This is a genomic window from Streptomyces telluris (assembly GCF_024519335.1).
GTDB classification, from domain to species: Bacteria; Actinomycetota; Actinomycetes; order Streptomycetales; family Streptomycetaceae; genus Streptomyces; species Streptomyces telluris.
Genome location: NZ_JANIID010000003.1, coordinates 401,560 through 419,417 on the forward strand (window position 1 = coordinate 401,560; position 17,858 = coordinate 419,417).

The following is a 17,858-nucleotide window of genomic DNA, read 5'->3' on the forward strand; positions in this document are numbered from 1 at the left end:
TGCTGTTTACCGGCTGTTGCCCTCGCGTTGGGCAACGAAACGGAATGGATTTCTATCGTCGGCGACGTGCCATCACGTACCGAACCTCCGCTGCGGATCGCCGTGCTCGCCGACTCCGACACCCGGTGGAAATGGGGGGCGCTCACCGCGCACCGCCTCGCCCCGGGCGCACGGCTCGACGGGCGCCTCCTGAGAGGCCGCGCGACCCCCACCGCCCGCCAGCTCACCGAAGTGGGCGTGGCCGCGGCGGAGATCGCCGAGGTCACCGGGACGGAGTTCGTCCGCTCGGCCGGACGCGACCGCTGCGACGTCGTGGTGCTCGCCTGCGTCGGCGGCGCCGTCCAGGCCATGGTGCACGGTCTCGCCGCGGCCTGGGCGGGGGAACCCCGCAGGCCCGTCGTGGTGACCGGCTACGTGGGCGTCGTCTACGAGAAGCTCGCCGACGGGCTGCTGCTGCGCCACGGTGCCGACCTCGTCCTCGCCAACTCCCCGCACGACGCCGTCCGTTTCCGCGAGGTCTACGAGGGGGTGGGTGCGGACGCGTCGTGCGTGACCGCATGGGCGCTGCCGTTCCTCGGCGACCGGAACGGACCCGAGCGCGATCAAGTGCGCCCGTTCACCGTCGTGTTCGCCGCCCAGCCCTCCGTGCCGGAGAGCCGCGCCGACCGCACCTATCTGCTGCGGCGCGCCGTCGCGCACGCCCGGGCGCACCCGGAGCGCGAGGTGCTCATCAAACTCCGCAGCAAGCCCGGAGAGCACACCACCCACATCGAGGAACTCCCGTACCAGAAGCTCGCCCTGCGCCTGCCCGGCGGACTCCCGGCCAACTGCCGCCTCGTCTACGGGCACATGGGCGAGGTGCTCGACCGCACGGACCTCCTGGTCACCGTGAGTTCCACCGCGGCCCTGGAGTCCCTCCACCGGGGGATCCCCACCGCGGTCCTCACCGACCTCGGCATCCGCGAGGCCCTCGGCAACCACCACTTCCTCGGCTCGGGCTGCCTCGCCTCCTGGGACCGGCTCGACGCGGGCCACCTGCCCGAGGCCGACCCGGAGTGGGCCGCCCGCCAGGGCGTGCCCTCCGACGGCTCCGGGGAGGCCGCCTTCGCCGCCGCCCGGCAGCGCGTCGAGGACCTCGCAGCTCGGCCGGCCCTCCCGCCCCTCGACCCCTACTACACCGCAGCCACCGCACCCGGGTACCTCCCCGCCGTCCTCGCCCGCCACGGCCTCGACCACCGAGGCCGTCCCCTTCCCGGCCGGGCGGGAACACCCCGCGAGGAGAGCGCCCTGCGCCGCGCGGGCCGCGCCGCCCTGCGCGACGCGGCCCGCGGCGCCTACCGCCACGGCGTCCAGCGGGTGGCTCCGCTGATCCGCCGGGCGGGCGAGCTGTGACCGCCGGAGCGGCAGTGCCCCGCCGCCGCTCCGGACACCCCGAACCCCGGACACGCAAGGAGCCCGTCATGCAAGCCGCCCCGGCCGACCGGGCCGACACGGCTGCCTCAGCCGCCGTCCCGGCCGACTCCGCCGTCCCGGCCGACTCCGCCGTCCCGGCCGACTCCGCCGTCCCGGCCGACTCCGCCGTCCCGGCCGACTCCGCCGTCCCGGCCGACTCCGCCGTCCCGGCCGACTCCGCCGTCCCGGCCGTCCTGGCCGTCATCCCCGCCCGCGGCGGGTCGAAGGGCGTGCCCGCCAAGAACCTCGCCGCGATCGGCGGTGTGCCCCTCGTGGCCCGCGCCGTCCGCGCGTGCCGCGCCGCCCGCCTCGTCACCGACGTCGTCGTCTCCACCGACGATCCCGGCATCGCGGCCACCGCGCGCGGCGCCGGAGCCGTCGTCGTCCAGCGCCCCGCCGACCTCTCCGGGGACACCGCGACCAGCGAGGCGGCCGTGCTGCACGCGATGGACGCGTACGAGGCGCTGCACGGCACCGGAGTGGGCACGGTCCTGCTCGTGCAGTGCACGAGCCCGTTCCTGACCAGCGGGGACGTCGACGGCGTGGCCGCGGCGGTCCTCGAAGGGGGCGCGGACAGCGCCCTGACGGTGGCGCCGTTCCACGGCTTCGTGTGGCGCGAGGACGGCGGTGAGGACCGCGGTGAGAACGGCGGCGAGGACCGCGGTGAGGGCCGCGGTGAGGACCGCGGTGAGGACGCCGGCACCCCGGCCGCCCGCGCCGCAACCCCGCCCCCCTCCGGCGCCCTCGGCGTCAACCACGACAAGGCCCACCGCCCCCGCCGCCAGGACCGCCCCCAGGACCTCCTGGAGACCGGCGCCGCCTACGCCATGCGCGCCGACGGCTTCCGGGCCGCCCGGCACCGGTTCTTCGGCCGCACCGAGCTCGTCCGCTCCGAGACCGCCCGCGTCCTGGAGGTCGACGACCCGCACGACCTCGCCCGCGCCCGCGCCCTCGCGCCCCTCCTCGACGGCCCCGACCCCGCCGCCCGCCCCACGCGCGCCGACGTCGACGCCGTCGTCATGGACTTCGACGGGACCCAGACCGACGACCGCGTCCTCATCGACGCCGACGGCCGCGAACTCGTCGCCGTCCACCGCGGCGACGGCCTCGGCATCGCCGCCCTGCGCCGCGCCGGACTCGGCCTGCTGATCCTCTCCACCGAGGCCAACGCCGTCGTCGCCGCCCGCGGCCGCAAGCTGCGCGTGCCCGTCCTGCACGGCGTCGACCGCAAGGACCGCGCGCTCAAGCAGTGGTGCGAGGAGCAGGGCATCGCCCCCGACCGCGTGCTCTACGTCGGCAACGACGTCAACGACCTCTCCTGCCTCGGGCTCGTCGGCTGGCCGGTCGCGGTCGCGGACGCCCACGACACCGTGCGCGGCGCGGCCCGGGCCGTCACCGCCGCGCGCGGCGGTGACGGCGCCCTGCGCGAGATCGCCACCTGGCTGCTGGGCCCCGGCCTGGCCATGCCCTGAGCCCTCTCCGCCCGGGCCCGGCCCCCTTACGACCCCCCGTCCCCGTACCGCGAAGGAACCGCCCCGCATGAACTCCGTGCTCACCGCCCCGTACGCCCCCGTCCGGACCCTCGGCGCCAAAACGGCGGGCCCCGGCCACCCCGTCTACGTCACCGGCGAGATCGGCATCAACCACAACGGCGACCTGGCCAACGCCTTCGCCCTCATCGACGCCGCCGCCGACGCGGGCTGCGACGCCGTCAAGTTCCAGAAGCGCACCCCCGAGATCTGCACGCCGCGCGACCAGTGGGACATCGAGCGCGACACGCCCTGGGGCCGGATGCGCTACATCGACTACCGCCACCGGGTGGAGTTCGGCGAGGACGAGTACCGCGCCATCGACGCCCACTGCCGCGAGCGCGGCATCGACTGGTTCGCCTCGCCCTGGGACACCGAGGCCGTCGCCTTCCTGGAGAAGTTCGACGTCCCCGCCCACAAGGTGGCCTCCGCCTCCCTCACCGACGACGAGCTCCTGCGCGCCCTGCGCGCCACCGGCCGCACGGTGATCCTCTCCACGGGCATGTCCACCCCGAAGCAGATCCGGCACGCCGTCGAGGTGCTCGGCAGCGAGAACATCCTGCTCTGCCACGCCACCTCCACGTACCCCGCCAAGGCCGCCGAGCTCAACCTCCGGGTGATCCACACCCTCCGCGCCGAGTACCCCAACGTGCCGATCGGCTACTCCGGCCACGAGACGGGCCTGCAGACCACCCTCGCCGCCGTCGCCCTCGGCGCCGCCTTCGTCGAGCGCCACATCACCCTCGACCGCGCCATGTGGGGCTCGGACCAGGCCGCCTCCGTCGAGCCCGGCGGCCTGGCGCGGCTCGTGCGCGACATCCGCGTCGTCGAGGAGTCCCTCGGCGACGGCGTGAAGCGCGTCTACGACAGCGAGCTCGGCCCGATGCGCAAGCTGCGCCGGGTCGCGGGCGTCGTCGCCGAGGGCGGCGACCGCGAGCCGGCCGCGGTCTGACGGGCCCCAGGTGACCCCGAGCCCCGCCCCCGAGGGCGGCCCCCCGCCGGAACCGGCCCCCGAGCCGGTCCGTGCCCCTGCCCCGGCCCGCGATGCGGCCCCCGGCCCCGCCCGCACCCTCGCCTTCGTCGAGAGCCCCGTCCAGCTCCTCAACGTCCTCGAATGGGCGTACGCGACGGGGGCGGACGGGCAGCGGGCCCGGCCGGCCTCCGCGGCCCGGCACCCCGGACCGCCCGGCCTGCCCTTGGCGGGCGGCGTCCCCCGGCAGCCCGGGCCGCGCGACCAGGACGCCGGCACCGGGCCGGGGGCGTCGCCCGTCCGGCCCGAACCCAGCGGGCTCCTGGTCGTCGTCCTCGCGCCCCACGACCCGATGTCGCGCGGCCAGCTGCGCCGGATGGCCGAGCTGGCCCGCGACCAGGGGCACGAGGTGCGCTGGGAGGAGGCGCGGGGCGGGCCGACGGCGCCGGTGGCCACGGTCGGCGGCCTCGCGGGCCCGCTGCGCCGGGCGCAGCGGATCGTGATCGGCGACCCGTTCTCGCGCTACGTGCAGCTGCTGCTGACGATCACCCGCGCCCGGGAGCTGGTGGTGGTGGACGACGGCACGGCCACCATGGAGTTCGTCGCCCAACTCGGCCGGGGCGAAAGCCTTGTACGGTGGCACCGCCGCGGCAGTAAAGGGGCGCGCGATCTCATCTTCGCGCCGGTCTCTGCTTCAGCGCGCCGGATGCTGACGCCCAACGATCGCCGGAGCGTAGAGGTGTTCACCTCGATGCCGGTCGAACCGCCACCCGGCGTAGACGTCCGGGCCAACGACTTCGCCTGGACGCGCGCCGCCTTCGGCCCGCCCCGGCTCACCGGCGGCACGGACCTCGTGGGCACTTCCCTGGTGGAGACCGGGGTCGTGGACCCGGAACGCTACCTCGGGGCCGTGGCCTCCCTCGCCCGCGCCCACGGCGCCACCCGCTACTTCGCCCACCGCCGCGAGAGCGCGGAGAAGCTGCGCCGGATAGCGGACGCGGTGGGGCTGGAAGTCGTGCGCCCGGAGCTCCCACTGGAGATCGTCGCCCGCCGCGGCCCGGTCGGCCGCACGGTCCTGAGCTTCCCCTCGACCGTCGTGCACACGCTGCCGCTGGCCCTCGCCGGCACCGGGATCACGGTCGCGGTCTGCGACATCGACCCCGTTTGGCTCACCGAGCACGCCTCTCCTCGGGCGGAGGGATTCCTGGCCGAGGTGACGGACACGGCCCGGGATGTGCGGCGACTTCCGGCCAGCCCGCTGACCGCTCCCTGAGCCGTAAAGACTGGTCATACCCCTCAGGTGAGCCATCCATGCGGCTGAACTTTTCTTGATCGGGGGGCAGTTGCCCGGGTGGGGGCTCTACTCTTCCCTGCGTGAACCATCTGATGCCTTGCGACGCCGGGACTGCCACTTCTCAGGGGACGGGCGAGGGGGTGCTCGCCGGTGCGCTCCCCCCGGGGCTGCGCGACGAACTCATCGCGTTCCGGCGGGATTTGCACATGCACCCCGAGCTGGGCAACCGCGAGTTCCGGACCACCGCGGCCGTCAAGGCGAGACTGCAGCGGGCGGGCCTCTCCCCGCGGACGCTGTCCACGGGCACGGGGCTGTTCTGCGACGTCGGGCGGGAGCCGGGCGTGCCCGCCCGGCCCATGCTGGCGCTCCGCGCCGATCTCGACGCGCTGCCCATCCCGGACACCAAGACGGTCCCGTACCGCTCGACGGTCCCCAGGATGGCGCACGCCTGCGGCCACGACGTGCACACCACCGCGGTCCTCGGCGCCGGCCTGGTCCTCGCCGACCTCGCCGAGCAGGGCCTGCTGCCCCAGCCCGTCCGGCTGATCTTCCAGCCCGCCGAGGAGGTGCTGCCCGGCGGCGCCCTCGACGCCATCGAGTGCGGGGCCCTGGACGGCGTCGGCAAGATCATCGCGGTGCACTGCGACCCCAAGGTCGAGGTCGGCCGCATCGGCCTGCGGGTCGGCCCCATCACCTCCGCGTGCGACCGGCTGGAGGTCACGCTGGGCGGCCCCGGCGGCCACACCGCCCGCCCGCACTTCACCACCGACCTGGTCACCGCCGCCGCCCGCATCGCGATCGACGTGCCCGCGGTGCTGGCCCGCCGGGTGGACGCCCGCTCGGGCCTCTCCCTCACCTGGGGCCGGATGGAGACGGGTCACGCTCCCAATGTCATCCCGCAGCACGCCGAGCTCTCCGGCACCGTCCGCTGCCTGGACCTGCACGCCTGGCGGGACGCCCCCGACCTGGTGCACGCGGCGATCGACGAGGTCGCGACGCTCCACCGGGCCAAGTCGGAGATCAATTACGTCCGCGGGGTGCCCCCGGTCGTCAACGACGCCGAGGTCGTGGGCCTGCTGCGGCGCGCCATGGCCGCCCGCCGCGGGGCCGCCTCCGTCGAGGACACCGAGCAGAGCCTCGGCGGCGAGGACTTCTCCTGGTACCTGGAGCACGTGCCCGGCGCCATGGCCCGCCTGGGCGTCCGCCCGGTGGGCGACACGACCCGACGTGACCTGCATTGCGGGGATTTCGACGTGGATGAGGGTTCCATCACCGCCGGCGTGGAACTCTTCACGGCCGCCGCATTGCTGGATGGGCAGCCGGTTTAGCTGTAGTAAGCACCGGCTTTTGGGTGCGTATTGATTGCACATAGGCGTGCACATTGGGCGTGTTGATGCCGGACTCGGGTCCGGATCGAGAGTTCCAGGTCACGTTGTACGTAAAACCTGGGTGGTTCGGGGTCAGATCACGTTGTACGTAAAACCCATCGGGGGTGCGGACGGCCGATCCCAGCCCTGACTGGGCTGGATGGATGTATCCCCGACGCAATCGGGTCAATAGTGCTTCGCGACGATCCGATAACGGCTTTGATGTACCCCTTTTCAGTCCATCTACGCGCGTTACGATTCCGGCGTCCAGCGCCAATGGAGGCGCTTCGAGTGAAGGGGCCCCTCGTGCGCCGGGTATCCACAATCACTGCCGCGGGTATCACCACCGCAGCTCTCGCGTTCACCCTCACCGCTTGTGGTGAGTCCTCCACCGAATCCGGTGGCGGCAGCAGCAAGGGTGTCGGTCTCGCCTTCGACGTCGGTGGTCGTGACGACCACTCCTTCAACGAGTCCGCCGCTCGTGGCCTGGACAAGGCCGAGAAGGAACTGGGCATCAAGGGCAAGATGATGACCGCCAAGAACGGCGAGACCGAGGCCGAGCGCGAGCAGCGCCTCAGCTCCCTCGCCGACGCGGGTTACAACCCGGTCATCGGCGTGGGCTTCAACTACGCGAAGTCGATCGAGAAGGTCTCCAAGGAGTTCCCGAAGACCAACTTCGCGATTGTCGACTCGGTCGTCGACAGCCCGAACGTCGACAGCATCACCTTCGGTGAGCACGAGGGTTCCTACCTCGCGGGCGTTGCCGCGGCCCTGAAGTCCAAGACCAACAAGGTCGGCTTCATCGGCGGCGTGGACAACGAGCTGATCAAGAAGTTCCAGGCCGGCTTCGAGCAGGGCGCGAAGGCCGCGAACCCGAAGATCGAGGTCACCTCCGAGTACCTCGGCAGCAGCGACAAGGGCTTCAACGACCCGGCGGCCGCCAAGGACAAGGCCAAGGGCATGCTCGACCGCGACATCGACGTGATCTACACGGCGGCCGGTCTCTCCGGCAACGGCTCCATCGAGGCCGTCGCCGGCAAGAAGGACGCCTGGGCCATCGGTGTCGACTCCGACCAGTACCAGCAGCCGGGTCTGGCCAAGTACAAGGACCACATCCTCACCTCGGTCGTGAAGAACGTGGACGTCGCGGTCTTCGACATGATCAAGAGCGTCAAGGACGGCAAGCCGCTGACCGGCCCGCACCCGTACCTGGTCAAGGACGGCGGCGTCTCGCTGGCCACCTCGGGCGGCTTCATCGACGACATCAAGGCCAAGATCGAGGAAGCGAAGAAGGACATCGTCGACGGCAAGGTCAAGGTCAAGACCACCCCGTGACGCGGTGCCGGTCCCTGACCGGCACCGGCCCGGCCGGTCCCCGCGACCGGCCGGACCGCAAGGCCTCGGGCCCGGCGGAGAGAGGACCTCTCCACCGGGCCCGTACACACGCCCCCGGCCCCCGGCTGGGGGCGCTGCGGCCAACGCTACGCGCGTAGCATCCCGTTGACGCGTGTAGCGTCGCCCCCGCCCCAAGGAGCTTCACCCGGTCCCCGCCCGGGCGGTTCCTCTTCTTCCTCCCGCTCCCTTCCCCGAGGAGAGTGCGCCATCAAAGCGTCCACCAGTACCGAAGCCGCAGGTACGCAGGCCCCCGCAGTAGAGCTCGAGGGCATCACCAAGCGGTTTCCCGGTGTCGTGGCCAACCACGACATCCGCCTCACGGTCCGCCGCGGCACCGTCCACGCCCTCTGCGGTGAGAACGGCGCCGGCAAGTCGACCCTGATGAAGATCCTCTACGGCATGCAGAAGCCGGACGAGGGCACCATCACGCTCGACGGCGAGCAGGTCACCCTGCACAGCCCGAGCGACGCCATCGCGCGCGGCATCGGCATGGTGCACCAGCACTTCATGCTCGCCGACAACCTCACCGTCCTGGAGAACGTCGTCCTGGGCGCCGAGAAGCTGCACGGCATCGGCGGCAAGGCCCGCGCGAAGATCAAGGAGATCTCCGACGCGTACGGCCTGGGCGTGCGCCCCGACGTCCTCGTGGAGGACCTCGGCGTCGCCGACCGCCAGCGCGTGGAGATCCTCAAGGTCCTCTACCGCGGCGCCCGCACGCTGATCCTCGACGAGCCGACCGCGGTGCTGGTCCCGCAGGAGGTCGACGCGCTCTTCGACAACCTGCGCGAGCTCAAGTCCGAGGGCCTCACGGTCATCTTCATCTCGCACAAGCTCGGCGAGGTGCTCTCCGTCGCGGACGACATCACCGTCATCCGCCGCGGCACCACCGTCGGCACCGCGGTCCCCAGCGAGACCACCCCCAAGCAGCTCGCCGAGCTGATGGTCGGCAGCGAGCTGCCCTCGCCGGAGACCCGCGAGTCGACGGTCACCGACGTCGAGATGCTGAAGGTGGACGGGCTGCACCTGTCGGCGACCGACCCCGACGGCGTGGTCCGCGCGGTCCTCGACGGCATCTCCCTGACCATCCACAAGGGCGAGGTCCTGGGCATCGCCGGCGTGGAGGGCAACGGCCAGGCCGAGCTCGTCGAGGCCATCATGGGCATGCGGGAGCCGGACGGGGGCGTCGTCACCCTCGACGGCGCCGACATCAGCCACGTGCCGACGCGCAAGCGGCGCGAGGACGGCATCGGCTACATCCCCGAGGACCGCCACCGCCACGGCCTGCTGCTGGAAGCCCCGCTGTGGGAGAACCGCATCCTCGGTCACGTCACCGAGAAGCCCAACAGCAAGCGCGGCGTCCTCGACAACAAGGCCGCCCGCACCGACACCGAGCGCATCGTGCGCGAGTACGACGTGCGCACGCCCGGCATCGAGGTCACCGCGGCCTCCCTGTCCGGCGGCAACCAGCAGAAGCTGATCGTCGGCCGCGAGATGAGCCACGCGCCCAAGCTGCTCATCGCCGCGCACCCCACCCGGGGCGTGGACGTCGGCGCGCAGGCGCAGATCTGGGACCAGATCCGCGAGGCGCGCCACGAGGGCCTGGCGGTGCTGCTGATCTCCGCCGACCTGGACGAGCTGATCGGGCTCTCCGACACCCTGCGGGTGATGTTCCGCGGCCGCCTGGTCGCCGACGCCGACCCCGCCACGATCACCCCGGAGGAGTTGGGCTCGGCCATGACCGGCGCCGCAACCGGCCACCTCGAGCACACCGAGGACGGCGAGGAGACCGCCACCGGCGGAGAGAAGACCACCGCCGAGGGCGTCGCCGACGTCGCCGGCGACGAGAAGAACGCTACCGACGAGGCCGCGGGGGAGGGTGACGAGAAGTGAAGAAGTTCGACAAGAACAAGGTAATTCTGGGCATCGCCGCCCCGGTCCTGGCCGTCGTGGCCGCCCTGGTGCTCACGTCGATCATCATCGCCGCCACCGGCAAGGACCCGTTCCACGCCTTCGAGGTGATGGTCGACTACGGCTCGAAGAGCGACAGCCAGGTCTGGATCATCAACAAGGCCACCCCGTACTACCTGTCCGCGCTGGCCGTCGCCATCGGCTTCCGGATGAACCTCTTCAACATCGGCGTCGACGGCCAGTACCGCATCGCGGCCTTCTTCGCCGCCGTCGTCGGTGGCGCGCTCACGCTGCCCGGCATCATCCAGATCCCGGTCATCATCATCGTCGCGATGCTGGTGGGCGCCCTCTGGGCGGGCATCGCCGGTCTGCTGAAGACCACCCGCGGCGTCAGCGAGGTGATCAGCACGATCATGCTGAACGCCATCGGCGCCTCGGTCATCGCCTACTTCCTGAAGGACGGCCGTCTCGCGGAGAAGGAGGGCAACCTGGTCCACACGCCCTACCTGCCCGACGCGGCGCACTTCTTCGAGATCCCGACCCAGCCCAAGCCGATCTACGGCTTCGTGGTCGTCGCGGCGCTGGCCGGCCTCGCCTACTGGTTCGTGCTCGGCCGCACCCGCTTCGGCTTCGACCTGCGCACCGTGGGCCAGTCCGAGTCCGCCGCCCACGCCTCCGGCGTCAGCGTCAAGCGCATGGTGATCACCGCCATGCTGCTCTCGGGCGCCATGGCCGGCCTCGTCGGCATGCCGACCCTGCTCGGCGTTTCGTACAACTACGGCACCGACTTCCCCACCGGCATCGGCTTCACCGGTATCGCCATCGCCCTCCTGGGCCGCAACCACCCCATCGGCATGGTGGCCGGCGCCCTCCTGTGGGGCTTCCTGGACCGCACCAGCACCCAGCTGGAGTTCGAGGGCTACGCCCAGGAGATCGTCGGTGTGATGCAGGGCGTCATCGTCCTGTGCGTCGTCATCGCCTATGAGCTCGTGCGCCGGTACGGCCTCAAGATGCAGCAGCGCAAGGTCGGCGAGGAGCTCGCCGCCCAGGCCCGTAAGAGCGACAAGGCGGAGGTTTCCGCGTGAGCACCACCTTCACCGCCGCCCTCGCCGGGCGACTGAGCAGCAAGAACAAGGACGGCAAGGAGCGGCGCAAGCTCTCCTACCCCGTCGTCCTCCTGATGATCGCGGGCGCCCTGCTCCTGCTCTCCGCCCTGCGGATGATCACGGACGCCAACGACCTGACCTCCTCGGGCCAGTACAGCTCCGCGCTGGCCGCCGCCGTGCCGATCGGCCTCGCCGGCCTCGGCGGGCTGTGGGCCGAGCGCGCGGGCGTCGTCAACATCGGCCTCGAAGGCATGATGATGCTCGGCACCTTCTGCGCCGGCTGGATCGGCTGGCAGCACGGCCCCTGGGCCGCGGCGCTCGCCGGCATCGTCGGCGGTGCGCTCGGCGGCCTCGTGCACGCCGTCGCCACCGTCACCTTCGGCGTCGACCAGATCATCTCCGGTGTGGCCATGAACATCCTGGCCCTCGGCGTCACGCAGTACCTCGCCAAGCTGTGGTTCGGCGCGGAGGGCAGCGCGGCCCAGGAGGCGGGCGGCAACGACAAGCAGTCGCCCGTCATGGAGAACATGCCGGACTTCTCCATCCCCGGCCTGTCCGACTGGCTCGGCGACATCGAGAAGCACCACTGGTTCTTCGTCTCCGACGTCGCCGGCATGGTCCGCGGCCTCACCACCGGCGTCTCGTGGCTGACGATCGTCGCCGGACTGCTCTTCGTCCTCACCTTCTACGTGCTGTGGCGCTCCGCCTTCGGCCTGCGCCTGCGCTCGTGCGGTGAGAGCCCGGTGGCCGCCGAGTCCCTCGGCGTCAACGTCTACACGTACAAGTACGCGGCCGTGGTCGTCTCCGGCGCCCTCGCGGGCCTCGGCGGCGCGTTCCTCGCCATCGGCACGCACATGTACTCCGACGGCCAGACCGCCGGCCGCGGCTACATCGGTCTCGCGACCATGATCTCCGGCAACTGGCGGCCGGGCGGCGTGGCCATGAGCGCCGGCCTGTTCGGCTTCATGGACAGCCTCCAGCTGCGCGCCGGCGGCCCGACCGTCCACGCGCTGCTGCTGCTCCTGGCCGTCATCCTGATCGGCGTCGCCGCCTGGCGCCTGAAGGTCGGCAAGATGCGTGCCGCGGTCATCGCCGGCGTGATCGGCGTCCTGCTGGTCGTCTGGTACGCCACGACCGACACCGTGCCGCTGGAGCTCGTCGTCGCGACCCCGTACGTGGCCACGCTGCTCGTCCTGGCGGTGTCCTCGCAACGCCTGCGGATGCCCAAGGCGAACGGCAAGCCCTACCGGAAGGGCCAAGGCAAGTGACCTCTTCCCCCAACTGGGAGGAGCTGCGCGGGCAGGCCCGGGACGCGATGTCCCGGGCCTACGCCCCGTACTCCGGCTTTCCCGTCGGCGCGGCCGCCCTCGTGGACGACGGCCGCACCGTGACCGGCTGCAACGTGGAGAACGCGGCCTACGGCGTCGCCCTGTGCGCCGAGTGCGGGATGGTCTCCGAGCTGGTCGCCACGGGCGGCGGCCGGCTCGTGGCCTTCACCTGCTGCGACCGGCACGGCAACGTCCTCATGCCCTGCGGGCGCTGCCGCCAGCTCCTGTGGGAGCACGGCGGCCCCGAGCTGGCCGTGGACACCACCACCGGCATCCGCCCGCTGGCGGAGCTCCTGCCGGATGCGTTTGGGCCCGCTGACCTGAATCGTTAAAGATGTCCCTAAGCGCCGGAGGGGTTGCTGATGCAACCCCTCCGGGTCACTTTCCGGCCCCGGAAAGACCTGAGGACTACGAACTTAAGGAAAATGTGCTGATGGACGCCATTTCCGTGATCCGCGCCAAGCGCGACCGCGCTCGTCTGACCGACGAGCAGATCGACTGGGTCATCGACGCGTACACGCGCGGCGAGGTCGCCGACGAGCAGATGTCCGCGCTCGCGATGGCCATCCTGCTCAACGGCATGGACCGGGCCGAGATCGCCCGCTGGACCGCCGCGATGATCAAGTCCGGCGAGCGCATGGACTTCTCGTCGCTCCCCATGCCGACCTCGGACAAGCACTCCACGGGCGGCGTCGGCGACAAGATCACCCTGCCGCTGGCCCCCCTCGTCGCGGCCTGCGGCGCGGCCGTCCCGCAGCTGTCCGGGCGCGGCCTCGGCCACACCGGCGGCACGCTCGACAAGCTGGAGTCCATCCCCGGCTGGCGCGCCCTCCTCTCGAACGACGAGATGATGGACGTCCTGCGCAACGTCGGCTCCGTCATCTGCGCCGCCGGCGACGGCCTGGCCCCGGCCGACAAGAAGCTCTACGCCCTGCGCGACGTCACCGGCACGGTCGAGGCGATCCCGCTGATCGCGTCCTCCATCATGTCCAAGAAGATCGCCGAGGGTACGGGCTCGCTCGTCCTGGACGTGAAGGTCGGCTCCGGCGCCTTCATGAAGAACATCGAGGACGCCCGCGAGCTGGCCTCCACGATGGTCGGCCTCGGCACCGACCACGGCGTCAAGACCGTCGCCCTGCTCACCGACATGTCCACCCCGCTCGGCCTCACCGCGGGCAACGCCCTCGAGGTCCGCGAGTCCGTCGAGGTCCTCGCCGGCGGCGGCCCGGCCGACGTCGTCGAGCTGACCATCGCCCTGGCCCGCGAGATGCTCGACGCGGCCGGCATCAAGGACGCCGACCCGGCCAAGGCCCTGCGCGACGGCACCGCCATGGACCACTGGCGCCGCATGATCCAGGCCCAGGGCGGCGACCCGGACGCGGCGCTCCCGGTGGCCCGCGAGCAGCACGTCGTGAAGGCGACCGCCTCCGGCGTCCTCACCAAGCTGGACGCCTACGCCGTCGGCGTCTCCGCCTGGCGCCTGGGCGCGGGCCGCGCCCGCAAGGAGGACCCGGTCCAGTTCGGCGCGGGCATCGAGATGCACGCCAAGCCGGGCGAGAAGGTCACCGAGGGCCAGCCTCTGATGACCCTCCACACGGACACCCCGGAGAAGTTCGACTACGCGCTGGCCGCGCTCGACGGCGGCGTGGAGATCGCCCCGGCGGGCACGGACTTCACGGCGAACCCGATCGTGCTGGACCGCATCGCCTGATTTCCTGGCGAAGGGACGGGCCCGGCGGAGTCTTCCGCCGGGCCCGTTTCGCGTTTCCGGGGCCTGCCCGGCTCAGGCTTGGTACTCGGTGAGGTCGATGGCGTGCACCGTCAGCGGAAAGCCGTGCACGGGGTGGGTGGTCTCGCGCTCCGGCGCCATGCCGAGCTTGCGGGCGACGTTCTCGGACGCCTCGTCGCCGGTCCGGATGACGGCGACGACCCGGTCGAGGCCCCGGTCCTGGAGCGCGAACTCCAGCGTGGCGTGGGCGGCCTCGGACGCGTACCCCTGCCCCCAGAACTGGGCGCCGAGCCGCCAGCCGATCGCCACGTCGGGCAGCTCCTCCGGGGAGAACTCCGTCCAGGACAGGCCCGTGAAGCCGATGAGCTCGCCCGAGCCCAGCAGCTCGACGGCGAAGACCCCGAAGCCCTCGTCGTCCCACTCCTCCTCCCACCGCTCGACGTCCTCGGCGGTGGTGCCGGCGCCGATCACCGAGCCGTCGCCGACCCACCGCATGACCCGGGGGTCCGCGTTGATGTCCGCCAGGAAGGGGACGTCGTCTTCGTGCCAGCGGCGCAGGAGGAGACGGGGGGTGTGGATCTCGGTCATACGGTCCATCCTGCGCGACGGCGGGGCCTCGGCGGTAATCGGCGGTCGCCCCCTACGCCTGGGCAGGGCCGAGGCCGTCGGCGACCCGTATGGGTGAACGGCATCGGTGGACCTCTGGAGGCCCCGTTCGGCATGCTGGAGTCGGTGATGTTCCGACAAAAGGAGACCGCCATGAGTGCACTCCCGGCCGACCCTGCCCCGGGGCGGCACTGGGACGAGCTCGTCCGATTCTGGGAGGAGTCGGACTGGCCCGAAGGCAGCAAGGTGGAGATCATCGATGGGATCATCACTGTGACACCACCGCCTGCCGCCAGGCACAACCGCATTGCCGCGAAGGTCCAGCGCCGCCTGTACACGGTCCTGCCGGAGGACTGGGAGGTCTATCAGACCTTGGGAGTGGCCCACCCCTCCCACTGGTCTATCTACATTCCGGACCTGGTGGTCATGCCGGACGCTGTTCTCACCGGTCTCGAAGGCGGGGAGGCGGCTCCGCTGCCGGCGGCGGAACTGATCGTGGAGATCACGTCGCTATCCAACGCGAACCATGACCGGATCAATAAGACGGCGAGGTACGCACAGGCCGGTGTTCCGCTGTACCTGCTCATCGACGGCTATGCATCGTCAGGGCCGACCGTCACGCTCTTCGAACAGCCGAAGGGAGACGTCTATCAGGTGCAGCGGTCTGTGAAGTACGGCGAGGAGATCCACCTGCCGGAGCCGTTCGACCTGACGCTCGACACGAAGGAGTTCCCCTTCGGCTGAGCGCAGCGAAAGGCCGTCCCCCACCAGGAAAGGTGATGGAGGACGGCCCCTTCGGGTTCGAGGCCCGAGTCGGTCACGCGCGGGCCGTCACGCCCCGGCGCCGCTCCACGAGCGCCTGCCGCGTCGCGTACAGCGTGATCGACGCCGCGCCCACCATCGCCAGCAGGCCCAGGACCACCGTGCCGTCCCAGCCCGCCGCGCCGAAGGCCATCGCGCCGAGCGTGCCGCCGACCGACGAGCCCAGGTAGTAGGCCGTCTGGTAGAGCGCCGACGCCTGGGCGCGGCCCGTCTTCGCGGCGCGGCTGACCGAGGACGACGCCACCGCGTGGCCCGCGAAGAAGCCCGCCGTGATGAGGACCAGACCCGCCAGGACCGCGAGCAGAGACGACGTCAGCGACAGCAGCAGGCCCAGCGTCGTCGTGCTCACCGCCAGGTAGAGCGCCCCGCGGCGGCCCAGCCGGCCGACCAGCTTCCCGGCCGCGGCCGAGGACGCCGTGCCGACCAGGAAGACCACGAAGACCGAGCCCACGATGCCCGGGGGGAGGGAGAACGGCGCCTCCGCCAGGCGGTAGCCGATCACCGTGTAGACCGCGCCGAAGACCGTCATGAAGAGCGCGCCGATCACGTACAGGCGGCGCAGCAGCGGGTCGGAGAGGTGACCGCCCACCGTCCGGGCCAGGCTGCGCGGCGACAGCGGCGCCGGCCGGAAGTGGCGCGCCCGCGGGATCATCGCCCGGAAGACCAGCGCGCAGACCACCGCGAGGGCGCCCACCGCGGCCAGGCCGGCCCGCCAGCCCCACGCCTGGGCCACCCAGCCCGCGAGGATGCGGCCCGTCATGCCGCCGATGCTGTTGCCCGCCACGAACAGTCCGATCGCGCCGATCAGCGCCTTCGGCCGGACCTCCTCCGCGAGGTAGGCCATCGCCGACGCCGGCACCCCGGCCAGCGCCGCGCCCTGCACCGCACGCAGCGCCACCAGCCAGCCCAGGCTCGGCGCGAGCGGCACCAGCAGGGCCAGGCACGCGGCGACGCACAGCGAGGCGGTCATCATCGTGCGGCGGCCGAAGCGCTCGGAGAGCGCGCTGAGCGGGACGACCGCGAGGGCGAGGCCGCCCGTCGCGGCGGAGACCGTCCAGCTGGCCTGATCGGCCGTCACCCCGAGGCCGGCGGAGACGGCCGGCAGCAGCGCCTGCGTGGAGTAGAGGAGGGCGAACGTGGCGACGCCCGCGGCGAAGAGGGCGAAGCTCATCCGGCGGTAGCCGGGGCCGCCCGGATCCAGCCGGGTGTCATCGGAGTGAGAGGAGTGAAGGGACGACAGAGCAGAGGCACCCGAGCGCACGATGACGCTGGATGCCCCGGTATCGGCAGGAGGCATGGAAAAACCGTAGGCACCCTGGGCTGATGCGTCCAATGCACAGAATGGCGATAATCGATCCTGTGTTGCATGAGTACAGGTCGCGGCGGTCCTTGTCACCGGGCGGCAACGAAAAAGACATCCCCGTAACAGTCGATGTCGAGGCCGATTCCTGGGCGGTCACGCTCACTCCGCGGCTCGCTCAGTTCGTGGCCGTCGCCCGCCACGAGCACGTCACGCGCGCCGCGCAGCAGCTCGGCATGCCGCAGTCCACGCTCAGCCGCTCGGTCGCCCGCCTCGAAGATGACCTGGGCGTCGCCCTGTTCGCCCGCCACGGGCGCACGGTCTCCCTGACCGCGGCCGGCCGCACCTTCCTGGCCACCGTCGAGCGCGCCCTGTCCGAGGTCGACCGCGCCGCGGAGTCCGTACGGGCGGACGCCGACCCCGCCGCCGGCAAGGTCGCCTTCGGCTTCCTGCACACCCTCGGCTCCGAGACCGTACCCGAGCTCATCCGCGCCTTCCGCGCCGACCACCCGCGCGTCCGGTTCCAGCTCGTGCAGAACTACGGCGAGTCGATGCTGGAACGCCTGCGCGACGGCGAGCTCGACCTGTGCCTCACCTCGCCCGTGCCCGACGCCCCGGACCTGGTCTCCCGCCGCCTGGACGAGCAGAAGCTGCGCCTGGTCGTCCCCGACGACCACCCCCTCGCCTCCCGCAAGCGCATCCGCCTCGCCGAGGCCGCCTCCGAGCTCTTCGTCACCCTCGAACCCGGGTACGGGCTGCGGCGCATCACCGACGCGGTGTGCGCGGAGGCCGGGTTCACCCCGAAGATCGCCTTCGAGGGCGAGGAGGCCGAGACACTGCGCGGCCTCGTCGCGGCGGGCCTGGGCGTGGCCCTGCTGCCCCCGCCCGCCGTCCCGCGGCCCGGCGTCGCCGAGCTCACGGTCACCGCGCCGCGCGCCTTCCGCGAGATCGGCGTGGCCTGGCTGGACGGCCACCCCGACACACCGCCGGTGGCGGCCTTCAAACGCTTCCTGCTCTCGCGCAGGGGCCAACTGCTGCCCCGCTGAGGCCCC

15 protein-coding genes are annotated in these 17,858 nt (G+C 72.0%); 13 read left to right on the forward strand and 2 right to left on the reverse strand.

The window, feature by feature from the left end; genetic code table 11:
* Window positions 1-66: 66 nt before the first annotated feature.
* The 11 genes from NQU55_RS06075 to NQU55_RS06125 all read left to right on the forward strand — a co-directional run bounded on the left by NQU55_RS06075 (window position 67) and on the right by NQU55_RS06125 (window position 14,060).
* Window positions 67-1,392 (forward strand): DUF6716 putative glycosyltransferase, encoded by a 1,326-nt coding sequence (locus NQU55_RS06075; protein WP_256789949.1) that lies wholly within the window; start codon window positions 67-69, stop codon window positions 1,390-1,392.
* A gap of 68 nt (window positions 1,393-1,460) precedes the next feature.
* Window positions 1,461-2,924, forward strand: coding sequence for a cytidylyltransferase domain-containing protein (locus NQU55_RS06080; protein WP_256789951.1), 1,464 nt, complete (start codon window positions 1,461-1,463; stop codon window positions 2,922-2,924).
* Between the two features lie 67 nt (window positions 2,925-2,991).
* Entirely contained in the window at window positions 2,992-3,933 is a 942-nt protein-coding gene (locus NQU55_RS06085) for an N-acetylneuraminate synthase family protein (protein WP_179082331.1), read from the forward strand.
* A gap of 10 nt (window positions 3,934-3,943) precedes the next feature.
* Complete coding sequence (locus NQU55_RS06090) at window positions 3,944-5,224, forward strand: hypothetical protein (protein WP_256789955.1); 1,281 nt, start codon at window positions 3,944-3,946, stop codon at window positions 5,222-5,224.
* Window positions 5,225-5,337: 113 nt separating this feature from the next.
* Entirely contained in the window at window positions 5,338-6,573 is a 1,236-nt protein-coding gene (locus NQU55_RS06095) for an amidohydrolase (RefSeq protein WP_168091964.1), read from the forward strand.
* A 345-nt stretch (window positions 6,574-6,918) separates the two neighbouring features.
* A complete protein-coding gene (locus NQU55_RS06100; protein WP_168091944.1) occupies window positions 6,919-7,947 on the forward strand; it encodes a BMP family lipoprotein in 1,029 nt (342 codons plus the stop codon).
* 267 nt (window positions 7,948-8,214) lie between these two features.
* Window positions 8,215-9,897, forward strand: a complete 1,683-nt coding sequence (locus NQU55_RS06105; protein WP_372504641.1) for an ABC transporter ATP-binding protein — start codon at window positions 8,215-8,217, stop codon at window positions 9,895-9,897.
* Complete coding sequence (locus NQU55_RS06110; RefSeq protein WP_168091946.1) at window positions 9,894-11,000, forward strand: ABC transporter permease; 1,107 nt, start codon at window positions 9,894-9,896, stop codon at window positions 10,998-11,000. Before NQU55_RS06105 ends, NQU55_RS06110 begins: the two co-directional genes overlap by 4 nt.
* Entirely contained in the window at window positions 10,997-12,289 is a 1,293-nt protein-coding gene (locus tag NQU55_RS06115; protein WP_372504637.1) for an ABC transporter permease, read from the forward strand. Before NQU55_RS06110 ends, NQU55_RS06115 begins: the two co-directional genes overlap by 4 nt.
* Window positions 12,286-12,681: a cytidine deaminase gene (locus NQU55_RS06120; protein ID WP_168091947.1), complete on the forward strand. Its 396-nt coding sequence runs from the start codon at window positions 12,286-12,288 to the stop codon at window positions 12,679-12,681. Before NQU55_RS06115 ends, NQU55_RS06120 begins: the two co-directional genes overlap by 4 nt.
* A gap of 95 nt (window positions 12,682-12,776) precedes the next feature.
* A complete protein-coding gene (locus NQU55_RS06125; protein WP_168091948.1) occupies window positions 12,777-14,060 on the forward strand; it encodes a thymidine phosphorylase in 1,284 nt (427 codons plus the stop codon).
* A gap of 72 nt (window positions 14,061-14,132) precedes the next feature.
* On the opposite strand, the gene NQU55_RS06130 is transcribed toward NQU55_RS06125, so the two are convergent.
* Window positions 14,133-14,666 carry a GNAT family N-acetyltransferase gene (locus NQU55_RS06130; RefSeq protein WP_168091949.1) on the reverse strand — a complete coding sequence of 178 codons (534 nt, stop codon included), beginning with the start codon at window positions 14,664-14,666 and terminating at the stop codon, window positions 14,133-14,135.
* Between the two features lie 171 nt (window positions 14,667-14,837).
* Between NQU55_RS06130 and NQU55_RS06135 the strand changes: the two genes are divergently transcribed.
* Window positions 14,838-15,428 (forward strand): Uma2 family endonuclease, encoded by a 591-nt coding sequence (locus NQU55_RS06135; RefSeq protein WP_168091950.1) that lies wholly within the window; start codon window positions 14,838-14,840, stop codon window positions 15,426-15,428.
* Window positions 15,429-15,501: 73 nt separating this feature from the next.
* On the opposite strand, the gene NQU55_RS06140 is transcribed toward NQU55_RS06135, so the two are convergent.
* Window positions 15,502-16,803 carry an MFS transporter gene (locus NQU55_RS06140; RefSeq protein WP_168091951.1) on the reverse strand — a complete coding sequence of 434 codons (1,302 nt, stop codon included), beginning with the start codon at window positions 16,801-16,803 and terminating at the stop codon, window positions 15,502-15,504.
* Window positions 16,804-16,847: 44 nt separating this feature from the next.
* On the opposite strand from NQU55_RS06140, the gene NQU55_RS06145 reads away from it, so the two are divergent.
* Window positions 16,848-17,852: a LysR family transcriptional regulator gene (locus NQU55_RS06145; RefSeq protein WP_206329114.1), complete on the forward strand. Its 1,005-nt coding sequence runs from the start codon at window positions 16,848-16,850 to the stop codon at window positions 17,850-17,852.
* Window positions 17,853-17,858: the final 6 nt, after the last annotated feature.